Here is a 24,903-nt window from a genome sequence, read left to right as displayed (position 1 = left end):
ATCCACGCCCCCGCCGGTGACGGCGCCAGCACGGCGATGCAGATCGAGATCGATCCGGACGCGGGGCTGCGCGCGGCCGATGTCGCGGAGCGCGTGGCCGCCGGCCGGACGAACGCGTTCACCGCCGACACGAGCCGCAGCGTGTGGAACATCGTGCGGGCGAACGTCTTCACCCTGTTCAACGGAATCGTCTTCGGCTGCTTCTTCGTCCTGTTCGTGCTCGGCAGGTGGCAGGACGCGCTGTTCGGGTTCGCCGCGTTCGCGAACTCCATCATCGGATGCGTGCAGGAGTTCCGCGCCAAGGCGGCATTGGACAAGCTCGCGCTGCTGAACGCGCCCCGGGCGCGCATCCGCCGCGACGGCGAAGAGGGCGAGATCGCTCCGGGGGAGGTGGTCCTCGACGACATCCTCGTCCTCCGCGCGGGCGATCAGGTTCCCGCCGACGGGGTCGTGCGCCGCGCGCGGGGGCTGCAGCTGGACGAATCGATGCTCACCGGCGAAGCCGACCCGGTGGACAAGCGCGACGGCGCCGAGGTGCTCTCCGGCTCCGTGGTGGTCGCCGGCGAGGGCGAGGCGCAGGTCACGCGCGTCGGAGCCGACTCGTACGCGAACCGGTTCGCCGGCGAGGCGAAGCGGTTCTCCCTCGTCGCCTCGGAGCTGCGCACGTCCATCAACCGCGTGCTGCGGTGGATGAGCTGGCTCATCGGACCGCTCGGGCTCCTCGTGCTGAACGCCCAGATGATGGTCGCCGGCGGGTGGGCCGCGGCCTGGGAGTCAGGCGGCTGGGTGCAGGCGATCGTCAACACGATCGCCGCCCTCACGGCGATGATCCCGCTCGGCCTGGTGTTGATGACCTCGATCGCGTTCGCCGTCGGCGCGGCACGTCTTGCCGGTCGTCAGGTGCTCGTCAACGAGCTCCCCGCCGTCGAGGGCCTGGCCCGCGTCGACATCATCTGCCTGGATAAGACCGGCACGCTGACCGTCGGCGACATCGCCTTCGACGCCCTCCACCCCCTCGAGGGCACGGCGGCCGATTCGCCCGAGGTCGCGGCGGTTCTTGCCTGGTACGGTGCCGCGCCGGATGCCAACGCGACGGCGCGCTGCCTGCGGGAACCGTTCCCGGTCGCCGATCCGAGCGTGCCCGCGGAAGCGATCCCGTTCTCCTCCGCGCGCAAGTGGAGCGCGGTGTCGTTCGCTCACGGCCCGGCGGGGACGTGGATCCTGGGCGCCCCCGAGATGATCTTCGGCGACATCGCCACCGACACCGGGTCACCCCTGGGCGCGCGGGTCGTCTCGCTCGCCGCCACGGGCCGGCGGACCCTCGTCCTGGCCCGCGCCGCCGCGAGGCTTACCGAGGAGGATGTCGCTGCGGAGCGTCTGCCCGCACAGCTGGAGCCCGTTGCCGTGCTGACCTTCCGTGAGACGGTTCGTCCCGATGCGGCGCAGACGCTGGCCTACTTCGCGCGTCAGGGCGTGGGCGTGCGCATCATCTCCGGCGACAACCCGCGGACCGTCGCCGCCATCGCCCGGGACCTCGGGGTGGAGGCCCCGGAGGGATACGACGCCCGGCGCCTCCCCGCGGACGACGAGGCGCTGGCGGCGGTGCTGGAGGAGCACACCGTCTTCGGGCGCGTCACCCCCGAGCAGAAGAAGCGGATGGTCGTCGCCCTGCAAAGCCGCGGACACACCGTGGCGATGACCGGTGACGGGGTGAACGACGCCCTGGCGATCAAGACCGCCGACATCGGCATCGCGATGAACTCGGGATCGGCGGCGACGAAGGCGGTCGCTCGTCTGGTGCTCTTGGACGGCAAGTTCTCGCATCTCCCCGACGTCGTCGCGGAGGGTCGTCAGGTCATCGCCAACATCGAGCGGGTCTCGATGCTGTTCCTCACCAAGACCGCGTACGCGACCGGGCTCGCGCTGCTGTTCGGTCTCTTGGTGCTGGAGTTCCCGTTCCTGCCGCGGCAGCTCTCCATCACCGACGGACTCACCATCGGCATCCCGGCGTTCTTCCTGGCGCTGCTGCCGAACACCCAGCGCTACATCCCCGGGTTCCTCCGGCGCTCGCTGAGCTTCGCGATCCCCGCGGGACTGATCATCGCGATCTCGTTGACGCTCTACACCCTCGCCGCCACCTCCCTCGGTGTCGGCGAGCCGGAGCTTCGGACGGGCTCGACGATCATCCTCGCCGTGGTGGGCATCTGGGTGCTGACCGTCCTGTCCCGGCCCGTCACGCGAGTGAAGGTGCTCGTCATCGGAGCCATGTTCGTCGCGCTCCTGGCCATCTTCACCCTGCCGGTGGCGACGGCGTTCTTCCAGCTGGTCGACCCCGGGCGGGATGCCGCCTGGCTCATCACCGGCGTCATCATCGTCACGATCGGAGCGATCGAGATCGTCCGGTTCTTCCACCGGCGCGTCGTCGCGCGAGACCTCGCGCGCGCTCGCTCGGGGCCGACCGATCAGCCGACGGATTCGATCGCGGCCGGCCGCGCGGCGCGTGCGGTGAAGTAGCGCGAGGCAGGCGGCACCCACACGAGGATGACAGCGATCACCTGCACCAGGAGCTGCACGGTCGCGGGGATGTCCCATGTGTCGCTGGAGACGATGGTGACCACCTGCAGCGCGACCAGGAGGGCGACGTAACCGGTCAGGAGCGAACGCGCCAAGCGACTGCCGCGGGCCAGCGCAGAGGCGAGGGCCACCACCAGGAGGCCGAACAGGATGATGCTCGCACCCAGCAGCGACACCGGCAGCACCTCGTCGTCGGCGACGTCGTACCGGCTGAGGAGGACGAGGATGCCCAGGGCGACACCGGCGAACGCGATGATGTAGACCAGCACCACCACGACGGTCAACACGACCCCGCGTCGAGGTCGCGTCTCACCGGTCGCCGCGTCGCGGCGGACCGCGTCACTCCGGGGCGCGCTCACGGGTTCACCCTAGTGGCGCACCCCTTCGCGAGCCATCAGCCGGTGCAGCCGAGGCGCTGCTGCATACTCGTCATCCGGTCGATCTCCGCCTCCTGGGTCTCGATGATCGACTGCGCCACCGCGAGCACCCGCGGCTCGGAACCGAGCTCGATCACCGCCTCGGACATCGGGATGGCGCCCTGGTGATGGCGGATCATGAGGCCGAGGAAGTCGCAGTCTGCCCGAGTGCCCGTCGCCGACCGGAGCGCGTCCAATTCGGCGGCGGTCGCCATGCCCATCTCGGCCTCCAGCTCGGCCGTCGTCAGGGCCTCATCGTCCGCGCCCCCATGCCCGCCGTGCGCGTGATCGGTCCCCGCCATCCAGCCCATCAGCGGACCGCCCGACTGCGGCAGGCCCCAGCTGACGAGCCAGCCGTACATCTCGCCGCGCTGGCCCGACTGACCGGTGGCGATGTCGTAGGCGAGCGTGCGAACCTCATCGTCCTCGGTCTTGCGGTAGATCTCCATCGCCATCTCGATGGCCTGAGCGTGGTGCACCTGCATGTCGCGGGCGAAGCCCGCCTCGGCCGATGTCGTCCCCGGAGCGGCGACGGCGCTTGCGGCACCGAACATCGAGAACCGGCCGATCGCGAAGGCGAGCGCCGCGATGCCGAGTGCCACAAGCGCGATCAGCGCCCAGCGCGGGAACCCACGGCGCGGGGCGGTGGCGTCGGTCATCGGCTCCCGATCACTGACGGCCCGGGCCGTCGATGGCGCCGCTGCACGCCGCGTTCGGCTCAGGGGCGTTCTGGCTGCGCCAGTACTCTTCGAAGAACTCGGTGATCCGCTCGTCGGAGGCCGAGTCGACCTTGAGCTGTGCGTTCCAGGCGCTGACGGCGATGGGGGTGTCCATGCCCTCGTACGGCGAGAGGATGGCGTAGCTGGACGGGAGGTAGCTCTCGAGGGTGTCGATGTCCTCGGCGCTCACCTGTGCGGGGTCGTAGGTCACCCATACGGCGCCGTGCTCCATCGAATGCACGGCGTTCTCGTTCGCCTGGGGCTCGGTGTACACGCCGCAGTTGAGCCAGACGGCGTTGTGCGGGCCACCGGCCGGGGGAGTCTGCTCGTAATCCACGACGCCGTCGACGTGGTCGGTGGCGTTCTCGAAGGTCTCGACGCCCTCGATCTCGGCGCCCGTGCTGTCGAGGGCGCCGTAGGTCGGGGGAGGGGCGGGGGCGAAGACGATGGATGCCACGATCGCGGCGATGACGGCGACGGCCGCCGTCGATCCCACAGCCCACCAGACCAGCTTGCTGCGGCGGCGCTTGGCGAGCTGGCGCTGATACTCCGCGAGCTTCTCCTGCTTCTTCTGCTCGCGCTGCTGCTTGACGGTCAGATTGATCTCAGCCTGGGTGGCCGGATTTCCGCTGGCGCGCTTTCCGGAGGGACGGGAGGACGAGGGCGGGGTCATAGCGTGGGCTCTCGGGTCTGGCGCGGCGAGCGCGTCGAGGCAGGAGGGACGTGCCCATCTTATGCGGGTGCATGGGCGCGACCCCTGGGAACAGGCTCGTAAACGGCCCCGCATCCGCTAGACTCGGGTGGTCTTCGAATCGATTCGACGCGCGTCTCCTCGCGACGCGGCGACGAACCCCGCCAGCTGCCGTCCTTCCGGCCGCGCGACACCCTGCCACGAAACCGAGAGTGACTGTGCTCGATACCGCCTCCCAGCCGACTGTCCCGCCCGCCGCTGCCTCCCCGGCGCGCATGACCACCGGAGCCATCCGCACCCTCGGGCCCAACCCCGCGACGGCGCCGGTCATGCTGCATCCGGGCGATGCCATCCCCGCCCGCAAGCGCCTGATCTACATCATCCTGCTCGGGGCCCTCACCGCCCTCGGCCCGTTCACGATCGACCTCTACCTGCCGGCCTTCCCCGTTCTCGAGGACGACTTCCAGACCACCGCCGCCGCGATCCAGCTGACCCTGACCGGGACGATGATCGGTTTCGGCGTGGGGCAGCTGATCGTCGGGCCGCTCAGCGACAAGGTGGGGCGCCGCGTGCCGCTCATCGCCGTCACGGCTCTTCACGTGATCGCGAGCATCGCCGCCGCGCTCGCGCCGACGCTGATGCTCCTCAGCGTCTCGCGCGTCTTCATGGGGATCGGCGCCGCAGCCGGCGGCGTGGTCGCGATGGCGATCGTCCGCGATCTGTTCGGCGGCAAGCGGCTCGTGGTCATGCTCAGCCGCCTCGCCCTCGTCACCGGTGTCGCGCCGGTGGTCGCGCCGCTCGTCGGCGCCGGCCTGCTCGCCGTCATGCCGTGGCGCGGTCTGTTCATCGTGCTCGCCGTCTACGGGGCCCTCCTGCTGATATGCGCCGTCCTCCTGGTCCCCGAGACGCTTCCCCCGGCCCGCCGAGGCGGCAAAGGCGGCGCAACGGTGCTGCAGCGGTACAAAAGCGTTCTCAGCGACCGGGTGTTCCTGGGCGTCCTCGTCATCGGCGGCATGACGTTCAGCGGGCTGTTCTCGTACCTCTCCGCCTCCTCGTTCCTGTTCCAGGAGGGCTACGGCTTCGACGCGCAGCAGTACGGCCTCCTGTTCGCCGTCAACTCCCTCGGCCTCGTGATCGGAGTGCAGACCGCGTCCCGACTCGCGGCGCGGTTCGGTCCGCAGTGGGTCCTGGCGGGATCCACTGCGACGCTCGTGCTCGCCTCCAGCACGATCATCGTCCTCGACCAGCTCGGCCTGGGCCTGTGGGGCACCGTCGTGCCGCTGTTCTTCTTCATGACGGCGTGCGGGTTCACCTTCCCCTGCATCCAGGTGCTGGCGCTCGATCGGCACGGCAAGGCGGCGGGTACGGCGGCATCGATCCTCGGCGCGGTCAACTTCGGCGTGGCCGGACTCATCTCACCGGTGGTCGGGTGGATCTCGCAGGACACCGGCATCACCGGCACCTCGATGGCCATCGTGATGGTCGGGTGCGGCGTGGTCGCCGTCCTCGCTCTCTGGGTGATCGTCCGCCCGCGATCGGTGGCACAGCTGACGCCCTGAGCGCAAGCCCCCCGCGCTCCCCACCCCGCGCCGGAGCGGCGGGGCACAATGGGCCGATGGACACCGCACCACCGACGCCGGATCGACGAGCGTGGGCGGTCCCGCTAGTGACCGGACTGATCCTCGTCGCCCTCGCCGTCGGTCTCGGTGCATGGATCTTCGTCCGCGGCAATGAGCCGTTCGACATCGACGCCGACTGGAACATCCTCCTGGCGGGCTGGTCGTCGCCGGTGGTCACCGGGTTCTCGCAGTTCATGAACGTCGTCGGCGCGGGGTGGTTCTCGATCGCCGTCGTCCCCCTCGGCGGAGCGTTGCTGATGATCCTGCTCCGCCGCCCCTGGGGGGCGCTGTTCCTCGTCCTCTCCCTCGCGGCCTCGGCCGCGGGCGTCCAGGTGCTCAAGCAGACGTTCGGTCGCGCCCGCCCGGAGGACATCCTGGTGATGAGCGATTACGGGTCCTATCCCTCCGGGCACGCCGGGAACGCGGCGACGGTGGCCACCATCGCGGTGGTGCTCTTCCCGCGCCTGTGGGTGGGCATCGCCGGCGCCGCATGGGTGCTTCTCATGGCCTTCAGCCGCACCTACCTCCACGCGCACTGGCTCAGCGACACCCTCGGCGGCGCGCTCCTCGGGGCGGGCGTCACGCTGCTGCTCGCCGCGGCCTTCGCGGTGCCGTTGGCCAGGGAGAGGAAACGGCGGGCGGATGCCGCGGTCGCGCCCGCCTCGCTACTGTGAACCCATGACCCAGGGGGAGTCGTCCGATCCCGATGCGGTGGCCGCGGCCGAGCTCACGCGACTGCGCGCCGACGCCGAGGCCGCCGAAGCGGAGCTGAAGGCCGCCCGGGCGCGCGCAGCGCTCGCCGCCGCCGAAGAGGCGGCCGCCCGCGGTTCGCAGGCGCCGCCGGACGCCCCCGGGCCGGTATCGGAGCGGGTGGGGGACGGTCCGCTCAGCGAGGAGGATGTCACCGCCATCGTCCGCGGCTACACCTTCGACGAACCGGGCCTGGACCTCGGCGCCCTGGTGAACGGCGAGGCCGTACCGACGGCCCAGGTGCGCATCCCGTTCGGGATGCTGAACCGTCACGGGCTCATCGCGGGCGCGACCGGCACCGGCAAGACCCGGACGCTGCAGCTGCTGGCCGAGCAGATCGCCGCCGGCGGCGTCCCCGTCTTCGCCGCGGACGTCAAGGGAGACCTGTCGGGGGTCGCCACGCCCGGTGAGCCGAGCGAGAAGCTGCTCGCGCGCACACGCGCCATCGGCCAGGACTGGCAGCCCGCGGCATCCGCGACCGAGTACTTCTGTCTCGGGGGCATCGGCACCGGCGTGCCGATCCGCGCGACGGTGTCGGCGTTCGGGCCGCTGCTGCTGAGCAAGGTGCTGGGACTGAATCAGACGCAGGAGTCCAGTCTCGGGCTGGTGTTCCACTACGCCGACGCCAACGGCCTGGCCCTCGTGGACCTCTCCGACCTCAGGGCGGTGCTGACGTATCTCACCAGCGCCGAGGGCAAGGCGGAGCTGAAGCAGCTCGGCGGCCTCTCCGCGGCGACGGCGGGGGTGATCCTGCGGGGCTCATCACCTTCGCCGACGGGGGCGCCGACGTCTTCTTCGGCGAGCCGGAGTTCGACGTCGCCGACATCCTCCGCACCGCTCCCGACGGCCGGGGCATGATCAATCTGCTCGAGATCCCGGGTGTCGCCGACAAGCCCGAGCTCTTCTCGACGTTCCTCATGTACCTCCTGGCGGAGCTGTTCGAGACCCTCCCCGAAGTCGGCGACCTCGACAGGCCGAAGCTGGTCTTCTTCTTCGACGAGGCTCACCTTCTGTTCCGCGACGCCTCGAAGGATTTCGTCGCCGCCATCGTGCAGACCGTGCGACTCATCCGCTCCAAGGGCGTCGGGGTGTTCTTCGTCACACAGACGCCGAAGGACGTCCCGTCCGACGTGCTCGCCCAGCTCGGCTCCCGGGTGCAGCATGCACTGCGGGCCTACACCCCCGAGGATGCCGCGGCCCTGCGCGCGACCGTCCGCACGTACCCGACATCCGGATACGACCTCGAGCGCGTCCTGCAGGAATTGGGCACCGGCGAGGCGGTGGTGACCGTGATGAGCGAGAAGGGGGCTCCGACGCCGGTGGCCTGGACGAGGATGCGGGCGCCCCAGGGTCTCATGAGCCCGTCGGCCCCCGAGGCGATCCGTGCCGGCGTCACTGGGTCCCCCCTCCTCGGCGCCTACGCCGAGGCCATCGATCGGGAGTCGGCGCGGGAGATCCTCACCGCGCGGATGAACGCCGCCGCTGCCGCGGCTGCCGCCGCCGATGCCGCGGCGGAGCAGGCTGAGATCGACGCCGAGCTGGCGAAGCAGCGCGCAGCCCTGGACAGGGCGCAGGCGGATGCCGAGAGGAAGGCGCAGAAAGAGTACGAGCGTCTTCTCCGACAGAGCGCGGGCAGTCGCTCCACCCGCACCACCCGGCGAGCCGACCCCTCGCCGATCGACCGGGTGCTGGGTTCGAAGGCGACGCAGAGCATCCTCCGCGAGGTGATACGCGGCGTCTTCGGCACCGCGCGCCGCTGAGTGGGAACCCCCGCTCCTCGCCGCCGAGGCGAGGGTAGCCTGTGCAGATGGCGACGAAGCCCCCCACCTCTGACATCGACGAGAACGACCTGAAGGTCGCCGACCGCAAGAAGGTCGCGGTCGGCGTGCCCGCCGTTCTGCATGCCCTGCAGATGTCGTACGAGCAGATGGGTGCGGTCCGCAGCGCTCAGACCCTGCTGCGGGTGAACCAGAAGGACGGCTTCGACTGTCCGGGCTGCGCGTGGCCGGAGGAGGACAAGCGGCACATCGCAGAATTCTGCGAGAACGGCGCCAAGGCCGTCGCCGAGGAGGCGACGCTGCGGAAGGTGGGACCGGACTTCTTCGCGCGGCACAGCGTCGCACAGCTGCGCGAGCGCGACGACTACTGGCTGGGACAGCAGGGGCGCCTCACCCACCCGATGATCCTCGACGAGGGCGCGACGCACTATCGGGAGGCGTCATGGGATGACGCCCTCCGCCTCATCGCCGATGAGCTCCGGGGGCTCGATGACCCTGACGAGGCGGTGTTCTACACCTCCGGGCGCACGTCGAATGAGGCAGCCTTCCTCTATCAGCTGCTGGTGCGCGGGCTCGGGACGAACAACCTTCCCGACTGCTCGAACATGTGCCACGAGTCATCCGGATCGGCGCTGACCCAGACGCTCGGGATCGGCAAGGGTACGGTCTCGATCACCGACATCCATGAGGCGGATCTGCTAATCGTGGCCGGGCAGAATCCGGGGACCAACCACCCCCGCATGCTGAGCGCGCTGGAGAAGGCCAAGGCACGCGGAGCGACCATCATCGCCGTCAACCCGCTGCCCGAGGCCGGCCTGATCCGGTTCGAGAATCCGCAGACCCCGAAGGGCATGATCCTCGGCGGCACGCGGATCGCGGATCAGTTCGTGCAGATCCGCCTCGGTGGCGACCAGGCGCTGTTCCAGGCCATCGGCAAGCATCTGCTGGAGGCCGAAGACCGCGAGGGAGGGGTCATCGACCGCCCCTTCATCGACGCCTACACGTCGGGCTTCGAGGAGTATCGGACGGCGATCGCCGCGGTGCCGTGGGAGGAGCTGGTCGTCGCGACGGGGATCGCCGAGGAGCGACTCCGCCACGTCGCCGAGACCGTCCGGGCGTCGACGGCGACGATCGTCTGCTGGGCGATGGGGCTGACCCAGCACAAGCACTCCGTCCCCATGCTCCGCGACGTCGTGAACGTGCTGCTCCTCCAGGGGAACATCGGGCGCCCCGGTGCGGGGGTCTGCCCCGTCCGCGGCCACTCCAACGTGCAGGGCGACCGCACGATGGGCATCTACGAGAAGCCCTCCACGGCGTTCCTCGATGCCCTCGACCGCGAGTTCGATTTCGCCGCGCCGCGCGAGTGGGGCTACGACACTGTCGAGGCGATCCGCGCCATGCGCGACGGGTGCGTGCGGGTCTTCTTCGCGATGGGCGGCAATTTCGCCAGTGCCACGCCCGACACCGCGGTGACCGAGGCGGCGCTTTCGACCACGGATCTGACCGTGCAGGTCTCGACGAAGCTCAACCGCTCGCACCTCGTGACCGGACGGCGCGCGATCATCCTGCCCACCCTCGGCCGCACCGACCGCGACCGCCGCGGCGGGGCGGAGCAGCGGGTCACGGTGGAGGACTCGATGAGTGCGGTCCACGCATCTCGCGGCCGGCTCGCGCCGCCCTCGGACGACCTCCTCAGCGAGGTCGCGATCATCGCGCGGCTCTGCCGCATGCTCTTCGACGACCTCGACGGCGACACCGACCATGCGCCGCTCACCGCACCGCCGCTCGAGACGCAGCCCGCGCCCGAGGAGGTCGACCGCCGCCAGGTCGAGCGTGACACTGTTGAGAGTGACACCGTCGAGGCGGGCGGCGCCGACCCCGCGGGGATGGATCTTCCGCGCAACGTCCCGCACGCCGACTGGTCGGCCCTCGAGAGCGACTACGCACTCATCCGCGCGCACATCGCACGCGTGGTGCCCGGCTTCGAGGACTTCGAAGAGCGGATCGCCAAGGGGCGCACCTTCATCCTCCCGAACGGCCCCCGCGACGCGCGCACCTTCGCCACAGAGACCGGTCGGGCGATGTTCACCGCGAACCGCCTCGAATACCCTGAAATCCCCGCCGGGAGGCTGCTGCTGCAGACCCTGCGGTCGCACGATCAGTACAACACCACCATCTACGGCAAGGATGATCGCTATCGCGGCATCCACGGCGGCCGGCGGGTGGTCCTCGTCAACGAGCACGATCTCGGCGCGCAGGGCCTGCGCGACGGCGATCTGGTCGACCTGGTGTCGGAGTGGACGATGACCGACGGCGCCGTCGAGGAGCGACGCGCGGAACGCTTCCGTGTCGTCGCCTACCCCACCCCGCGCGGCAACGCGGCGGCCTACTACCCCGAGACGAACGTGCTCGTCCCGCTGGACTCGGTCGCCGACGTCAGCGGCACCCCGACGTCGAAGTCGGTCGTGGTCCGCCTCGAACAGGTCGCCGTCGCACGCGCCTAGGCTGAGGGCGTGCACACCGCCGCCGTCATCACCGTCTCCGACCGCTCCGCCGCCGGCACGCGCGCCGACGAGAGCGGCCCGCTCGCGGTCGCCGCGCTCCGCGAGGCCGGCTTCGACTGCGATGAGGCGGTCGTGGTCAGCGACGGCGCCGACAGCGTCGAGCGCGCGCTCACAGCACAGGTGCTCGCGGGGGTGAAGCTCGTGATCACCACCGGCGGCACGGGCGTCGGGCCGCGCGACGCCACCCCCGAGGGGACGGCGCGGGTGCTCACGCGTGAAATCCCCGGGATCGCTGAGGAGCTGCGCCGGCGCGGCGCGGCGGAGAAGCCCGCCGGCATGCTCACGAGGGGCCTGGCAGGGGTGGTGGACCCGCACGGGGTGATGGTCGTGAACCTCCCCGGTTCCCCACGGGCGGTGACGTCGGGGATGCCGGTGATCCTGTCGGTCGCCCGGCACGTGCTCGACCAGCTCGCCGGCGAGGACCACCGATGACCGTGGTGCGGATCGCGCGGATCAGCGCCGAGCCCCTCGATCTCACCGCGCATCTCGATGCCGTCGAGGACGCCACGGCCGGCGCGATCACGACCTTCATCGGGCGGGTGCGAGACCACGATCCGGATGCCGCGGCAGCGGTGCGGGCACTGGAATACACCGCCCACCCCGATGCCGAAAGGGTCCTGACCGCGCTCGCCCAGGAGGCTTCCGGTGACGCCGGCGTGCTCGTCGCGGTGAGCCACCGGGTGGGGAGCCTGAGCGTCGGAGAGGCCGCGGTGATCATCGCGGTCGCCGCGGCGCATCGTGGAACGGCGTTCGAGGTCTGTCGTCAGCTCATCGAGCGGATCAAGACCGATCTGCCGGTGTGGAAGCGTCAGACCGAGGTCGACGGCACCTCGACCTGGCTCGGCCTCGGCGGCTGAGCCTCACCCGCCCGCGAACGGCGGGAGGACATCCACCACGGTGTCATCGGCGAGCGGCTCGTCGTCATCGACCCGGCTGCCGCCCACGAGCACCGCGCATCGGGGCAACAGGCCCGCCATTCCCGGACGCTCGGTCGCCAGCGCCGTGCGCAGCGCCCCGAGGGTCGGCTCCGCCCGGGTCTCCTCGCTCGTTCCGGCCATCTCCTCTGCGGCGGCGAAGTACCTCACGCGCGCCATTCAGGTTCCCGCCGTCTGCTCGGAGGGTGCGGCGTCGTCGTAGCGGGCGACGAGGTCGATGACGGCGGCGAGCGCGGCTCCGACGTCTTCGGGCCCTGCTCCGGCGCGTCCGGCGACGAGGCCGGCGACGAAGGCGCCCAGGGGGGCGCCCGGGCGGGCGACGCCGTTCGCGACCTCCCGTGCGAGATCGAGGATGGCCGAGACGGGCACCTGATCGGCGGCCAGATCGAAATGATCGCGCATCAGCTCGGCCCAGCGGTCCAGAGCCTCCGGCGGCAGCGTGCGCGGCGTCGGCGTGGGTGTCTCACTCACGGTTCCCGTCCTCCCCGGCGCGGCGCGCCGCCTCAAGATCCTCCCACGTGTCGATGTCAAACGAGAGTGCTGCGGCGCTGTCAAAAGAGAGGGCCGCAGCGCCGGTGGAAGAGAGGGCCGCGGCGCGCGGATCCGTGACGACAGTCACGGCGAGGTCGGTCACCAGGTCGCGGACGGCAGCGTCACGGCCGCGCTGCGGCATCCGCTCGATCCGGCGCTCGAGGGCAGTGGTACGGAACAGACCCACGAGGAACTGCGGTCGGCTCGCGGCGTCACCGAGGCAGACGCCCTGGACGTCGCTCGGCACCAGCGCGGCCGCGGCGGTGAGGATCGGGACGGCGGACTCGGCGTGGGGGAGGTCGCAGGCGAGCACGAGCGTCCAGGAGGCGGGCGCGTCGGACCCCGCCCTCGCGGCGTCGAATCCCGCGATGATGCCCGCCACCGGGCCGCCGAACGGGGGATCCTCTCGCGTCCACCGCACGGTGCCCGCTGCCGGCATCTCGGGACCGACGGCGATGATGGGGTCGGCACCGGCGCGGGTGGCCGCGGCGATCGCGATGTCGAGCAGGGATCTGCCTCCGACGGTCTGGAGCGGCTTGGCCACACCGCCGAGCCGCCGCGCGCGCCCGCCGGCGAGAAGGATCGCCGAGAGATCGGTCATTCTCCCGGGCGCACCCACGTTCCCGATCGGCCGCCCTCCTTCGCCACGATCCGCACGGCCTCGATGGAGGTCGACTTGTCCATGCCCTTCACCATGTCGACGACGGCGAGGGCGGCAACGCTCACCGCGGTGAGCGCCTCCATCTCCACTCCGGTGCGATCGGCGGTGCGGACGGTCGCCTCGACCGACACGCCCTCGTCTTCGATGGAGAGGTCGAGAGTCGCCCCGTGCACGCCGATGACGTGGGCGAGGGGCAGCAGCGTGGGGGTGAGCTTGGCCGCCTGGATGCCGGCGATCCGCGCGACCGCCAGGACATCGCCCTTGGGAACCGCCCCATCCCGCAGGGCGGTGATCACCGCGGGGGCGCAGCGGACGAAGCCGCGCGCGGTGGCGGTGCGAACGGTCGGGGTCTTCTCGGTGACATCCACCATGCGGGCCCGGCCGGCGGCGTCGAGGTGTGTGAAGCTCATCCCCTCAGCATGACATCGACGCTCTCGCCCGGCTCGACCTGCTCCACCTCGGCGGGCACGACGGCGAAGGCCTCGGCCTGCGCGAGCCCACCGGCCAGGTGCGAGCCCGAGCCCCCCGCCGTCGCGGGAACCACACGCCACCCGGCGGGGTCGCTGCGGTCGATGGCCGCGGGGAGGTACTGGCGGCGGCCGGGCGGCGTGCGCCACCCCGTGCCGGCGGCGAGCCGAAGCACGGGGCGCTCGAGCTGCGTGCGCCCTGCCATGCGGAGCAGTGCCGGGCGCACGAACACCTCGAACGACACCGCGGCACTCACGGGGTTTCCCGGGAGGCCGAACAGCACAGTGCCGTCATCGAGTGCGCCGAACCCCTGCGGCTTGCCGGGCTGCATCGCCACGGCGGTGAAGGTCATCTCCCCGGTGGGGCCGAGGGTGGATTTCACCACCTCGTAGGCGCCGGCGCTCACGCCCCCGGAGAACACCACGGCGTCCGCGGCGGCGGCGCGGGCCGCGGCGAGTGCGGGTCGGAGGCCCTCGTCGTCGTCGGCGACGGTCGTGCGGAGGACCACCTCGGCTCCGGCGTCGATCGCCAGACCGGCGAGGAGGACGCTGTTGGACTCGGGGATCTGACCTCGCGCGAGGTCCGAGCCGGGGGTGACGAGTTCGGATCCCGTCGAGATCACGGCCACACGGGGCCGGCGGCGCACCTGGACGACGGCGACACCCGCCGCAGCGGCCGCACCGAGCTGGAAGGCCCCGAGCGTCTCTCCGGCGGCGACCACCTCGTCGCCGGGGGAGAGGTCATCGCCGCGGTGACGCCGATGGGCGCCGCGGGCCCGTGGTGCGCGCAGCACCTGGATCTCTCCCAGCGAGTCGGCGAGACCGTCAGCGGTGTCCTCGAACGGCACGATGGTGTCGGCCGCGGTGGGCATCGCCGATCCGGTCATGATCCGGGCGGCTTGCCCAGGGGCGAGGTGAGGGTCGAGGGGGCTCCCCGCGGGGAGGTCGGCCACGACGCGCAGCGCGACCGGCGTCGATGCCGTCGCACCGGCGACGTCGTCGAAGCGCACGGCGAAGCCGTCCATCGCCGAGTTGTTGAAGACCGGAATCGGAACCCGGGCGCGCACCGGCTCGGCGAGCGTCAGACCGAGCGCGGTCTCGAGCGGGGAGGAGATGACATCGCACGGGCGGACCGCGGCGAGGATGACGTCGCGGTGCTCCTCGACCGACCGCATCGTGCGGACGGTGCTCACGTGCGGGCCCCGGCGGGTGCGGCATCCGCGGCGGTCCAGGCCGTGTAGCCGCCGCGGAGCACAGAGGCGTCGACACCGGCGGCGCGAAGAGCCTCGGCGGCGCGCCGGGCGCGGCCGCCCGCCTGGCAGACGACCACGACGGGACCGTCACCGATCCCGGATGCAGCGGGTGCGGCGAGCACATCGGCGAGGGGTCGGAGAAGCGACCCCGGGACGACGCCGCGCGCGGTCTCCCATGGTTCACGGACGTCGAGCAGCACCGCCCCCGCGTCGAGCGTCTCGCCCAGTCGCGCCGGCTCGATCTCGGGGATGTCGCCCGCGGCGACGGTCGGGAGGGGAGCGGATCGTCGCGCGGGTGCGAGCGGCACATCGCGTACCGTGCCGGCCCAGGCGTCGACGACGAGGATGCGGCCGAGGAGCGGCTCTCCCACGCCGGCGATGAGCTTGACCGCCTCGGTTGCCAGGAGCCCGCCGACCTGCAGGCATAGGGGACCGAGGACACCCGCTTCGGCGCACGAAGGCGCGTCGTGAGCCGAGCCCGTCGGGTACAGGTCGTCGAGGACGACCCGTACAGCCCCGGCCGGCGGGGCCGACCAGAACACGGTCACTTGGGCTGCGGCCCCCTGCAGGGCTCCCCACACCAGCGGAACTCCGAGCGTCTCGCTCGCCCCGGCCACCGCCTCCCGGGTGCGGAAGCTGTCGCTTCCGTCGATGACGAGGTCGGCGCCGCGCAGCAGATCGGCCGCGTTGCTCGCGGTCAGGCGCTCCCGCCGTGCGTGGACGCGCGTGGTGGGGGAGAGGTCACGGGTGACGCGTTCGACGCTGTCGGCCTTGGGCCTGCCGAGATCGTCCATGCGGTGCAGGATCTGACGCTGGAGGTTCGACAGATCGACCACATCGTCGTCGATGACCGTCAGCGTTCCCACACCTGCGGCGGCGAGCGCGAGGATGACCGGCGAGCCGAGGCCGCCGGCGCCGATGACGGCGACGTGGGCGGCGGCCAGGCGCCGTTGGCCGACCTCCCCGAGCCCGGTCAGAGCGGCGTGCCGGAGCGTCCGCTCCTGCTCGGCGGGATCGAGCGGCGGTGCCGGGTCGACAAGGGGTGGCAACGGCATGGCATCAGGCTAACCCTGCCTCCGCGGCCGCGCTTTACTTCCGCACCTGCGGAGATATGATGCGTTTCATGCCGGATTTTCGGATCTCCGATGCTGCTTCCCTTCTCGGGGTGAGCGACGACACCGTTCGTCGCTGGATCGACCAGGGAACGCTGGAGACCACGGGCGCGGCGCCCGCGGAGATCTCGGGCACCGCGCTCGCCGCTCAAGCGCTCGCCCTGGCCAAGAACGCGGGCGACCCCACCGGGGTGCTCTCCAGTGCCCGCAACCGATTCGTGGGGCTCGTGACCCGGGTGCAGCGGGACGGCGTGATGGCCCAGGTCGACATCCAATGCGGGCCCCACCGGGTGGTGTCGCTCATGTCGTCCGAGGCGGTCGACGACCTGGGTCTGGAGGTCGGGTCGCTCGCGGTGGCGTCGGTCAAGGCGACGACGGTCACCGTGGAGGTCCCCCGGTGACCCACGCGCAGCTGACAGGTCGCGCGACCTCTCGCGGCACGGTCCGCCGCGCCACGATCGGCGCCCTCGCGGCAGCCGCCGCGGTCCTCAGCGGCTGCGCGGGCACGGCGGCCCCGACGTCGCCTCCATCGGTCGCCGACGGGGGAGGACTCACAGGAAGCCTCACCGTCTACGCGGCGGCATCCCTGCAGAGCGCGTTCGATGATCTCCTGACGGTCTTCGCCGAGCAGAATCCGGATGCCGCGGTGCAGCCGCTCGTCACAGACGGATCGTCGGCCCTGGCGACCCAGATCATCGAGGGGGCGCCCGCGGATGTGTTCGCCAGCGCCGACGAGCGCGTCATGCAGCACGCGATCGTCGCCGGAGTCGCGGTGGATCCGGTGGTCTTCGCCGCGAACACCCTCGTGCTCGTCACTCCGGCGGGCAACCCCGCGGGGATCGCGGGGCTCGCCGATCTCGACGGTGCCACCGTGGTGCTGTGCGAGCCCGACGTTCCGTGCGGCGCCGCCTCGCGGAGGCTGCTCGATAACGCGGGGGTGAGCGTCACCCCCGCGAGCCTGGAGCAGAACGTCACGGCCGTCGTCACCAAGGTCGCCGCGGGCGAGGCCGATGCGGGCATGGTCTACGCCACCGACGTCGTCGGCCGCGACGACGTCGAGGTGATCGTGCCGGACGGGGCCGCGGATGTGGTCAACCTCTATCCGATCGCGGTGACCACCCGGGCCGCCTCCGACGAGGCAGCCCGTGCCTTCATCGCCCTCGTCACCGGTCCCGAGGGGCAGCGGGTGCTCGCCGACGCGGGGTTCGCGTCCGCGCCATGACCTCGGCCCCGCGCTCGCTCCGATCGGCACCCGCCCCCGCGGTGCCGCCGATCCTCGCCGTCCCTGCCGTTCTCGGCCTCGCTCTCCTCGTCGTGCCGCTGGCCGCGCTGGTGTCGCGGGCGCAGTGGTCGACGCTCTGGGCGGATGTGACCGCGCCCCCGGCGGTGTCGGCGCTGCTGCTGTCGCTGCAGACCGGGTTCGCGGCCACGGTGCTGTGCGTCGTCCTCGGCATCCCCCTCGCGCTCGTGATCGCGCGCGCATCGGCGCGGACGGCGGCGGTGCTGCGTGCGGTCGTGACCGTGCCGCTCGTCCTTCCGCCGATGGTGGGCGGCGTCGCCCTGCTGTTCCTCTTCGGCCGCACCGGCTGGCTGGGCCCTGCTCTGGATGCCGCCGGCATCCGACTGCCCTTCACCACCGCTGCCGTCATCCTCGCCCAGGCCTTCGTCGCGCTGCCGTTCCTCGTGCTCGCTCTCGAGGGCTCGCTGCGGGCGATCGGGAGCCGGTTCGAGGAGGCGGCGGGCGCACTCGGAGCCGGTCGCTGGACGATCCTGGTCCGGATCACCCTGCCGCTGGCAGCCCCCGGGCTCGTCGCGGGTGTCATCCTCTGCTTCGCTCGGGCGGTGGGCGAATTCGGGGCGACGGCGCTGTTCGCCGGGAACGCCCCGGGGGTCACCCAGACCATGCCGCTCGCGATCTACAGCGCCTTCAACGGTGCAGGCGTGTCGCAGGGGACCGGTGTGGCGCTCTCGCTCCTCCTCCTCGTCACCGCCCTCGTCGTGCTGCTCCTCGTCCGTGCCTGGCGACCGGGGAGCCTTCGGTGACGGCGGGGCGGCTCGAGGTCGACGTCGACGACCAGGCGCGCGGCGACATCCGGCTGTCGGTGTCGTTCGTCGCCGAGCCGGGCGAGGTCGTGGGGATCATGGGGCCCAGCGGCGCGGGGAAGTCCACGCTCCTCGGGGTGATCGCGGGAACGGTGGGCCTGGACTCCGGACGCGTCGTCCGTGACGGGCGGGTGCTGTCGAGCCCCGGACGTCTCGTGCCGGCCGCCGCGCGGGAGGTGGTGCTGCTGGGTCAGGACGCGCGCCTGTTCCCCCACCTCTCCGCTTCGGAGAACATCGCGTTCGGGCCGCGCGCGCGCGGCGTCCCGCGGGCGAAGGCACGCTCCGACGCGGCATCCTGGCTCGAAAGGGTCGGACTGGCGGGCCTCGGCGACCGGCGGCCCGGAGAGCTCTCAGGCGGTCAGCAGCAGCGTGTGGCCCTTGCTCGGGCGCTCGTGACCGACCCCGCCGTCCTGCTGCTGGATGAACCCTTCACCTCGCTCGACCCCGTCACGGCCGACGACCTGCGCGCGGTGCTGCGCGATCAGCTCGCCGCGACGGGCGTCACCGCCGTCGTCGTCACCCATGACGCCCTGGATGCCGCGGTGCTCGCCGACACGCTCATCGTCGTCGAAGCCGGTCGGGTCAGCCAGCGCGGACCGACTCGCGATGTCCTCACGACCCCGGCGACGGCGTTCGTCGCGCGCATCGCGGGTCTGAACCGGGTCGAGGGGGTTGCGCGAAGCGGAGCCTGGGAGCGGGCCGGTCGGCGGCTCGTTCCCGCCGATGCCGCCGGGCGCGCCCTGCTCGCCGCGGCGGCTGGCCGGCCGGTGTGGGCGGTGTTCCGCCCCTCGGCGGCGGCGATCGCGGCGCCGGGCGCCGGCGCCGATGCCGACGCGGGAGGATGGCGGACGCGGATCGTCCGGCACGAGGCCACACCGTCAGGGGTGCGTCTGCACACCGACGAGCCTCCCCTCTTCGTCGACGCCGACCTGGCCGCCGCCGCGCGCTTCCCCGTCGGGGCCGACGTCACCGTCACCCTGGACGAACGGGCGGTCCGGCTGGCGCCGTGACCCCGGCATGGTCTCGCACACCGGCGGCGTAGACTCCCCGCGTGCCGCGCCTTCGCCCTTTCCGTCCCGGTGACGAACCGGCGCTCGCCGAGGTCTGCCTTCTCACCGCCGACGACGGCGCCGACGCGACCGGCGTGCTGCCGGATGACGATCTCTGGGCTGCGCTCTTCGTCCTCCCCTACGTCGCGCGGCACCCCGACTTCGCCTCTGTCGTCGAGACCGATGACGGTCGGGTCGCCGGCTACGTCGTGGGTACGCCCGATACCGCCGCGTTCGAGGAGTGGTTCGCGCGCGACTGGTGGCCGCGGGTCGCCCCGCACCGCCGCGGGAAGGAAGAGGCCGAGGGACGGTACGCCGACCTGCTGGACTATGCCGCCAGGCGGGGGACGAGCGCTCAGGCGTACGCCCGGGAGTATCCCGCCCACCTGCACATCGACCTCCTCCCCGAGGTGCAGGGGCAGGGATGGGGGCGCAGGCTCATCGCGGGCTTCGTCCAGACCCTCCGGGACGAGGGCGTGCCGGGGGTTCACCTCGTCGCCTCGGCCGGCAACTCCGGGGCGCTGGCGTTCTATCCCCGGCTGGGTTTCGTGTCGCTGCCGTCGGGGCCCGGCGAGCGCGCCTTCGGGATGTCGCTGGACTGAGTGGGCACCGCCCTTCGCCCCTCCCGGCGGCGGTAGCCTCGCTGGCATGGACGACCTCTCCGCTCCGACCGGTCGCGAAGCGGCCCTCGTCGCCGTCGCGCGCGACGACGGCACCGCCCCCCGCGCCCTCGTCCTCGGCGCGACCGGCTACATCGGCGGACGACTGGTGCCGCGGCTGCTGGGCGCCGGCTACCGGGTGCGGGTCCTCGCGCGCGACCCGCGCCGTGTGGCCGCCTTCGCCTGGGGCGAGCGGGTCGAGATCGTGTCGGGGGATGCCGCTGATGCGACCGTCATGGCAGAGGCCGCCGCCGATGTGGACGTCCTGTACTACCTCGTGCATTCGATGTCGGCGGGTCGCGGGTTCGAGAGTGCCGACCGGGAGGCCGCCGAAACCGTCGCCCGCGCCGCCGCCCAGGCCGGCGTCGCACGACTGGTGTACCTCGGTGGCCTGCACCCCGACGGGGTGCCGCTGTCGGCGCACCTTCGTTCGCGGGTCGAGGTGGGGGAAGTGTTCCTCGCCAGCGGAGTGCCCACGCTCGTCCTCCAGGCGGGCGTCGTGATCGGGTCGGGCTCGGCGTCCTTCGAGATGGTCCGCCACCTCACCGATGTGCTCCCGTACATGCCCGCGCCGCGCTGGGTGCGCAACCGCATCCAGCCGATCGCGGTGCGCGACGTGCTGCACTATCTGCTCGGTGCCGCGCGGGTCGCCCGGGACGTCAACCGTGCCGTCGACATCGGCGGACCGGATGTGCTGCGCTACGGCCAGATGATGAACGGCTACGCACTCGAGGCGGGGCTCCCGCAGCGGGCGATCGCCGCGCTCCCGGTGCTGACGCCCCGCCTGGCCTCGCACTGGGTGAACCTCGTCACCCCCATCCCCCGCTCGATCGCACGGCCGCTGGTGGAGTCGCTGCAGAACGAGTGCGTCATGAAGGACGTCGACGTCGACGCTCTCATCCCGCGTCCCGAGGGCGGGCTGATGCCGTACCGGGAGGCGGTGGCGCGGGCTCTCGGACGGGTGGCGGACGACGCGATCGAGACGAGCTGGCAGGACGCGGAAGTGCTCGGCGTTCCGAGCGATCCGCTGCCGAGCGACCCGAACTGGGCGGGGAAGGCGGTCTTCGTCGACGAGCGGTCAGCCCACACCACCGCCCCTCCCGAAGCGCTGTGGCAGGTCATCGAGGGGATCGGCGGCGAGAACGGGTGGTACTCCTCCCCGGTGCTCTGGGCGATCCGCGGGTGGATGGACCGCGTCGTCGGGGGGATCGGGCTGGCACGCGGGCGCCGCAGCCGAGCGCGCCTGGTCGTGGGCGACGCCCTGGACTTCTGGCGGGTCGAGGCGATCGAGCCGGGGAGGTTCCTCCGCCTCCGCGCGGAGATGAAGGTGCCTGGGCTCGCCTGGCTCGAGCTCCGGGCACGCCCGGAGGCCGACGGCTCACGCTACGAGCAGCGCGCCGTGTTCTTCCCCCATGGCCTGTCGGGTCGTCTCTACTGGTTCGCCGTGCTGCCCTTCCACGGCTTCATCTTCGCGGGTATGGCCAATCGCATCGCGGCGGCTGCCGAGACGGTGGCCGGAAGCGGCGCGCGACCGACCGTGGCCTCGCCCGCCGCCTGAGGGACCGACGAGGCGGGGTCTACGCCGTCGTCCGGGCCACCTCGCGGACCACGCCGCCGGCCTCCAGGCGCACCACGCGATCCACCCCGCCCGCCGGGACGTCGGCGTGCGAGATGAGGATCACAGCCTGCTCGGACCCGGCGGCCGAGAGGAGATCACGAAGGAGCTCATCCGCGCCGGCCGGATCGACCCCGGCCGTGGGTTCGTCGAGGATGAGGACGGGAAAGCCGCGGAGGAGCGCTCGTGCGAGCGCGAGCCGCTGGGCCTGGCCCCCCGAGACCCAGGCGCCGCGCTCGCCCACCCGGGCGTCCAGGCCGCCGCGGCGGCGGACCCAGTCCCACAGCCCCACCCGTTCCAGCGCCTGCTCGAGTTGCGCGTCGCTCGCGGTCGGCCGCGCGAAGAGCAGGTTCTGCCGGATGTCGTCGTCGAAGAGCATCGGATGCTGCTCGACGAGACCGATCGTGCGGCGGACGTCATCAGGGGAGAACGCGGTGACCGGAACGCCCCCGATCGTGTAGTCGCCTCCTGGCTCGAGGAAGCGCACCAGCACGTGCGCGAGCGTCGTCTTTCCCGAGCCGCTCGCGCCCGACACCAGCACGCGCTCGCCGGGCGCGACGTCGAGGTCGACGTCGCGCAGCGCCGCGCCGGCACCACCCGGCCACCTCGCCGTCACTCCCCGCAGGGACAGTCCCTCTCCCAGCGACGGGCCCATGCCGGTCGGTGCCACCGGGGGACCCGCGACGAGGCTCGACCGGAAGATCGTCCGGAACCGCGTCGGCGATGCGGGTCGCCGACGCGCGGACGGTCCGCCACGCTGCCGCCGCCGACGGCACCACCGCGAAGACCTCGAAGACCGCCATGGGTACGAGGACGACGACAGCGAGTCCGGGACCCGACAGCGCCCCCGAGGCCACGGCGGGCGTGCTGACGAGCACGGCGGCGATCGACGCGCCGCCGGCCGCGACCGACACCACCGCAGTCGTCGCCGCCTGAGCTCCGGCGCGGCGGACGACGGCGCGCCGGAGGGCACGATCGGCGGCGTCGATACGGGCGCGACTGGCCTCGGCCGCGCCGTAGGCGTGGAGGACGTCCAGGGCGGAGAGGTGGTCCAGGAGCGCCTCGGTGACGCGTGCCCGCAGGGGTGCTACGGCGCGCTCGGCGCGTGACCCCGCAGCCCAGCCCCAGACGGCGGCGGTGAGGGCGGCCAGCACGAGGCAGCCGAGCAGGGTGAGGGCTGCCGGCCACCACACCAGCCCGACGAGGATCACCGACAGCGCCGCGACCAGTGCGGAGGAGGCCAGAGGCTGGATGACGCGCAGCGGAAGGTCTTGCAGGTCGTCGACATCGTCGACGAGGGCGCCGAGCACCGAGCCGCTCCTGGTCCGGCTGAGGCCGTCGGGGGCGAGCGGAACAAGGCGGCGGACGAGGTCGGTGCGGGTGCGCACGAGCTGACGGAGGGCGGCGTCGTGCCCGAACAGGCGCTCGAGGTAACGGGCGCTCGCCCGGGCGAGCGCGAAGAAGCGCACGCCGACGACCGCGAGCGAGAGATAGAGCACCGGCGGCTGCTCGGAAGCGCGAACGATGAGCCAGGCGCTGACGGCCAGCAGTGCCACCGCTGACGCCTCCGCGGCGAGCCCGGCCAGGATCGTCGGCACCCACCGCCGCGCCGGGGGCAGTGCGCCGCGCAGAAGCGAGCGAACGGTCGTCCGGGAGTCAGACTGCGGCATGACGTGCCTCCTGGCTCGTCGACTCAGCGCCCATCGACTCAGCACCCATCGACTCAGTGCCCATCGACACCATGCGATCGGCGATCCGGCGCGCGCTGGGGCGATGGGAGATGAGCAGCACCGCGGAACCCTCGTCGGCGAGGGTGCGGACCGAGCGCCAGAGGCGCTCCTCGGTGCCGGGGTCGAGCGCGGCGCTCGGCTCGTCGAGCGCAAGCAGGCAGGCCCCGCGACCGGCCGGGTCGCGAAGCAGGCGATAAAACGCCCGCGCCACGGCCACGCGCTGGGCCTGGCCCCCCGACAGACCGGCCCCGCGCACGCCGAGCTCGAGGTCGGGAGATACCCCGTCCGCGCAGGCGAGGAGGAGCGCCCGCCGCACCAGAGCCTCGACCGGGGCGGTGTCGCCGAGAGCGACGTTGTCGGCGACGCTGCCGTGGAGGAGCCCCGCGTCCTGCCCCGCCCACGCCAGCCACTGCGCGGGGGAGAGCGCCCGCACATCCCGTCCCTGCCAGGTCGCCGTGCCCTCTGCCTCGGCAGCTCCGCGGAGCGCCGCGAACAGGCTGCTCTTGCCTGCTCCGCTCGGGCCGGTGAGGAGGGTGACGGTTCCGGGGGCTGCGGTCAGGTCGATCGCGTCGAGGAGGACGTCACCACGTCGTACCCGCAGGTCCTCCACGACGAGACCCGGCATCCCCGCGGACAGACGCTGGCCCGCGGACAGACCCTGCCCTGCGGCATCCGGTCCGTCTCGGCCATCATCCCCAGACCGGGTCTCGCCGCCGGCGGCGTCGAGCACGGCGAAGACCTCTTCTGTGGCGGCGACCCCCTCGGCTGCCGCGTGGAACTGCACGCCCACCTGACGCAGCGGCAGATAGGCCTCGGGCGCGAGGAGGAGGACGAAAAGACCCACGGCGAGAGGCAGCGCGCCGTCGAGAAGCCGGAAGCCGATGGAGACCGCGACGATCGCCACGGCGATGCTGGCGAGGAACTCCAGGGCGAAACCCGACAGGAACGACACCCGCAGCACCGTCATCGTCTCGCGGCGATACCGGGCGGTGGTCTCGCCGATCGACGCGACCGCGCGCTCCTGACGCTGATAGAGCTTCAGGGTGCCCAGGCCCCGCACGGTGTCGGCGAAGCGGGCGGCCAGCCGGCCGAGTGTGTCCCACTGCCGCTTCTGCACCCCACGGGTCGCCAGCCCGATGAGCACCATGAACAGCGGGATGAGGGGGAGGGTCAGGGCGACGGTCAGGGCCGAGATCCAGTCCTGCCACCACATCACCGCCACAAGCAGCGGCGTAGCCACGGCGGTGAGGACCAGCTGCGGCAGGTAGCGGCCGAAGTACGCCTCCATCGCCTCGAGCCCTCGGCCCGCCGTCACGGCCAGCCGCGCCGTGTTGCGACCCGACAGCCAGCCCGGGCCCAGGCGATCGACGGCGGTGAGGACGGCCGCGCGGAGTTCCGACTGGGCGCGGGCGGCGGCTCGCGTCGCCGCCGCCTCCCGGGCCCAGGCGAGCGCCGCACGGAGAGCGACGACCACCACCAGAGCGGTGAGAATCCCGGCGAGCTCGGCCGGCGGCATCCCGTCGATCGCGCCCACGATCGCCTGCGTGAGCAGCCAGGCGAAGGCGACGACCACGACCGCCTGAGCGAGCCCGATCAGCACGAGGAGTGCGAAGAACGGGCGGGACGCTGCGGCGTACCGCAGCAGCCGAGGGTCGACGGGACGGGCCATGTGCGGTT

General features: G+C 72.2%; 24 protein-coding genes and 1 pseudogene. 13 read left to right on the top strand and 12 right to left on the bottom strand.

Annotation, left to right across the window (positions count from 1 at the left end; genetic code table 11):
- Positions 1-36 precede the first annotated feature (36 nt).
- Positions 37-2,514, top strand: a complete 2,478-nt coding sequence (locus QSU92_RS03720; protein WP_289265811.1) for an HAD-IC family P-type ATPase — start codon at positions 37-39, stop codon at positions 2,512-2,514.
- Here the strand turns inward: QSU92_RS03720 and QSU92_RS03715 are convergent.
- Genes QSU92_RS03715 through QSU92_RS03705 form a run of 3 tightly spaced genes read right to left on the bottom strand, consistent with a single transcriptional unit; the run spans position 2,463 to position 4,382 of the window.
- Positions 2,463-2,933: a hypothetical protein gene (locus QSU92_RS03715; RefSeq protein ID WP_289264848.1), complete on the bottom strand. Its 471-nt coding sequence runs from the start codon at positions 2,931-2,933 to the stop codon at positions 2,463-2,465. The genes QSU92_RS03720 and QSU92_RS03715 overlap by 52 nt on opposite strands.
- A 35-nt stretch (positions 2,934-2,968) precedes the next feature.
- A complete protein-coding gene (locus QSU92_RS03710; RefSeq protein WP_289264847.1) occupies positions 2,969-3,649 on the bottom strand; it encodes a DUF305 domain-containing protein in 681 nt (226 codons plus the stop codon).
- A gap of 10 nt (positions 3,650-3,659) precedes the next feature.
- A complete protein-coding gene (locus QSU92_RS03705) occupies positions 3,660-4,382 on the bottom strand; it encodes a DUF3105 domain-containing protein (protein WP_289264846.1) in 723 nt (240 codons plus the stop codon).
- 293 nt (positions 4,383-4,675) lie between these two features.
- On the opposite strand from QSU92_RS03705, the gene QSU92_RS03700 reads away from it, so the two are divergent.
- From QSU92_RS03700 to QSU92_RS03675, 6 genes and pseudogenes are all read left to right on the top strand, one after another.
- Complete coding sequence (locus tag QSU92_RS03700) at positions 4,676-5,959, top strand: multidrug effflux MFS transporter (protein ID WP_289264845.1); 1,284 nt, start codon at positions 4,676-4,678, stop codon at positions 5,957-5,959.
- Between the two features lie 56 nt (positions 5,960-6,015).
- On the top strand, positions 6,016-6,693 hold the full coding sequence (locus QSU92_RS03695) for a phosphatase PAP2 family protein (protein ID WP_289264844.1): 678 nt from the start codon (positions 6,016-6,018) through the stop codon (positions 6,691-6,693).
- Positions 6,694-6,697: 4 nt separating this feature from the next.
- A pseudogene (locus tag QSU92_RS03690) lies at positions 6,698-8,529 on the top strand (helicase HerA-like domain-containing protein).
- 47 nt (positions 8,530-8,576) lie between these two features.
- The gene (locus QSU92_RS03685) at positions 8,577-11,051 is read left to right on the top strand and encodes an FdhF/YdeP family oxidoreductase (protein ID WP_289264843.1); all 2,475 of its coding nucleotides are present in this window, start codon (positions 8,577-8,579) and stop codon (positions 11,049-11,051) included.
- A 9-nt stretch (positions 11,052-11,060) separates the two neighbouring features.
- The gene (locus QSU92_RS03680) at positions 11,061-11,543 is read left to right on the top strand and encodes a MogA/MoaB family molybdenum cofactor biosynthesis protein (protein ID WP_289264842.1); all 483 of its coding nucleotides are present in this window, start codon (positions 11,061-11,063) and stop codon (positions 11,541-11,543) included.
- A complete protein-coding gene (locus QSU92_RS03675; protein ID WP_289264841.1) occupies positions 11,540-11,968 on the top strand; it encodes a molybdenum cofactor biosynthesis protein MoaE in 429 nt (142 codons plus the stop codon). Before QSU92_RS03680 ends, QSU92_RS03675 begins: the two co-directional genes overlap by 4 nt.
- A 3-nt stretch (positions 11,969-11,971) precedes the next feature.
- Here QSU92_RS03675 and QSU92_RS03670 read toward each other — a convergent pair whose 3' ends face one another.
- The 6 genes from QSU92_RS03670 to QSU92_RS03645 are packed head-to-tail and all read right to left on the bottom strand — an operon-like array spanning position 11,972 to position 16,013.
- On the bottom strand, positions 11,972-12,205 hold the full coding sequence (locus QSU92_RS03670) for a MoaD/ThiS family protein (RefSeq protein ID WP_289264840.1): 234 nt from the start codon (positions 12,203-12,205) through the stop codon (positions 11,972-11,974).
- Positions 12,206-12,517: a DUF6457 domain-containing protein gene (locus tag QSU92_RS03665; protein ID WP_289264839.1), complete on the bottom strand. Its 312-nt coding sequence runs from the start codon at positions 12,515-12,517 to the stop codon at positions 12,206-12,208.
- A complete protein-coding gene (gene mobA / locus QSU92_RS03660) occupies positions 12,510-13,178 on the bottom strand; it encodes a molybdenum cofactor guanylyltransferase (RefSeq protein ID WP_289264838.1) in 669 nt (222 codons plus the stop codon). The genes QSU92_RS03665 and mobA overlap by 8 nt, the downstream gene beginning before the upstream one ends.
- Complete coding sequence (gene moaC, locus QSU92_RS03655) at positions 13,175-13,648, bottom strand: cyclic pyranopterin monophosphate synthase MoaC (protein ID WP_289264837.1); 474 nt, start codon at positions 13,646-13,648, stop codon at positions 13,175-13,177. Before moaC ends, mobA begins: the two co-directional genes overlap by 4 nt.
- Positions 13,645-14,880 (bottom strand): molybdopterin molybdotransferase MoeA, encoded by a 1,236-nt coding sequence (locus QSU92_RS03650; protein WP_289265810.1) that lies wholly within the window; start codon positions 14,878-14,880, stop codon positions 13,645-13,647. The genes moaC and QSU92_RS03650 overlap by 4 nt, the downstream gene beginning before the upstream one ends.
- A 14-nt stretch (positions 14,881-14,894) precedes the next feature.
- Positions 14,895-16,013, bottom strand: a complete 1,119-nt coding sequence (locus tag QSU92_RS03645) for a HesA/MoeB/ThiF family protein (protein WP_289264836.1) — start codon at positions 16,011-16,013, stop codon at positions 14,895-14,897.
- Between the two features lie 68 nt (positions 16,014-16,081).
- Between QSU92_RS03645 and QSU92_RS03640 the strand changes: the two genes are divergently transcribed.
- The 6 genes from QSU92_RS03640 to QSU92_RS03615 are packed head-to-tail and all read left to right on the top strand — an operon-like array spanning position 16,082 to position 21,439.
- Positions 16,082-16,471 (top strand): TOBE domain-containing protein, encoded by a 390-nt coding sequence (locus QSU92_RS03640; protein ID WP_289264835.1) that lies wholly within the window; start codon positions 16,082-16,084, stop codon positions 16,469-16,471.
- Positions 16,468-17,292 carry a molybdate ABC transporter substrate-binding protein gene (gene modA, locus QSU92_RS03635; protein WP_289264834.1) on the top strand — a complete coding sequence of 275 codons (825 nt, stop codon included), beginning with the start codon at positions 16,468-16,470 and terminating at the stop codon, positions 17,290-17,292. Before QSU92_RS03640 ends, modA begins: the two co-directional genes overlap by 4 nt.
- A complete protein-coding gene (locus QSU92_RS03630) occupies positions 17,289-18,113 on the top strand; it encodes an ABC transporter permease (protein WP_289264833.1) in 825 nt (274 codons plus the stop codon). The genes modA and QSU92_RS03630 overlap by 4 nt, the downstream gene beginning before the upstream one ends.
- Positions 18,110-19,183 carry an ABC transporter ATP-binding protein gene (locus QSU92_RS03625; protein WP_289264831.1) on the top strand — a complete coding sequence of 358 codons (1,074 nt, stop codon included), beginning with the start codon at positions 18,110-18,112 and terminating at the stop codon, positions 19,181-19,183. Before QSU92_RS03630 ends, QSU92_RS03625 begins: the two co-directional genes overlap by 4 nt.
- Before the next feature lie 41 nt (positions 19,184-19,224).
- On the top strand, positions 19,225-19,824 hold the full coding sequence (locus QSU92_RS03620) for a GNAT family N-acetyltransferase (protein WP_289264830.1): 600 nt from the start codon (positions 19,225-19,227) through the stop codon (positions 19,822-19,824).
- A 46-nt stretch (positions 19,825-19,870) separates the two neighbouring features.
- Positions 19,871-21,439, top strand: coding sequence for an SDR family oxidoreductase (locus tag QSU92_RS03615; RefSeq protein ID WP_289264829.1), 1,569 nt, complete (start codon positions 19,871-19,873; stop codon positions 21,437-21,439).
- Between the two features lie 19 nt (positions 21,440-21,458).
- Here the strand turns inward: QSU92_RS03615 and QSU92_RS17475 are convergent, their stop codons facing one another.
- From QSU92_RS17475 to cydD, 3 genes are read right to left on the bottom strand one after another with little or no spacing between them, the layout of a single operon-like run.
- Entirely contained in the window at positions 21,459-22,031 is a 573-nt protein-coding gene (locus tag QSU92_RS17475; RefSeq protein WP_333783443.1) for an ATP-binding cassette domain-containing protein, read from the bottom strand.
- On the bottom strand, positions 21,916-23,166 hold the full coding sequence (locus tag QSU92_RS03610; RefSeq protein ID WP_333783442.1) for an ABC transporter transmembrane domain-containing protein: 1,251 nt from the start codon (positions 23,164-23,166) through the stop codon (positions 21,916-21,918). Before QSU92_RS03610 ends, QSU92_RS17475 begins: the two co-directional genes overlap by 116 nt.
- Positions 23,153-24,895 (bottom strand): thiol reductant ABC exporter subunit CydD, encoded by a 1,743-nt coding sequence (gene cydD / locus QSU92_RS03605; RefSeq protein ID WP_289264827.1) that lies wholly within the window; start codon positions 24,893-24,895, stop codon positions 23,153-23,155. Before cydD ends, QSU92_RS03610 begins: the two co-directional genes overlap by 14 nt.
- Between the last annotated feature and the right edge of the window lie 8 nt (positions 24,896-24,903).

The organism is Microbacterium sp. ET2 (assembly GCF_030347395.1).
GTDB lineage: Bacteria > Actinomycetota > Actinomycetes > Actinomycetales > Microbacteriaceae > Microbacterium > Microbacterium albipurpureum.
The sequence above is the reverse complement of the archived record's forward strand: the minus strand, read 5'-3'. Positions and strand labels throughout refer to the sequence as shown.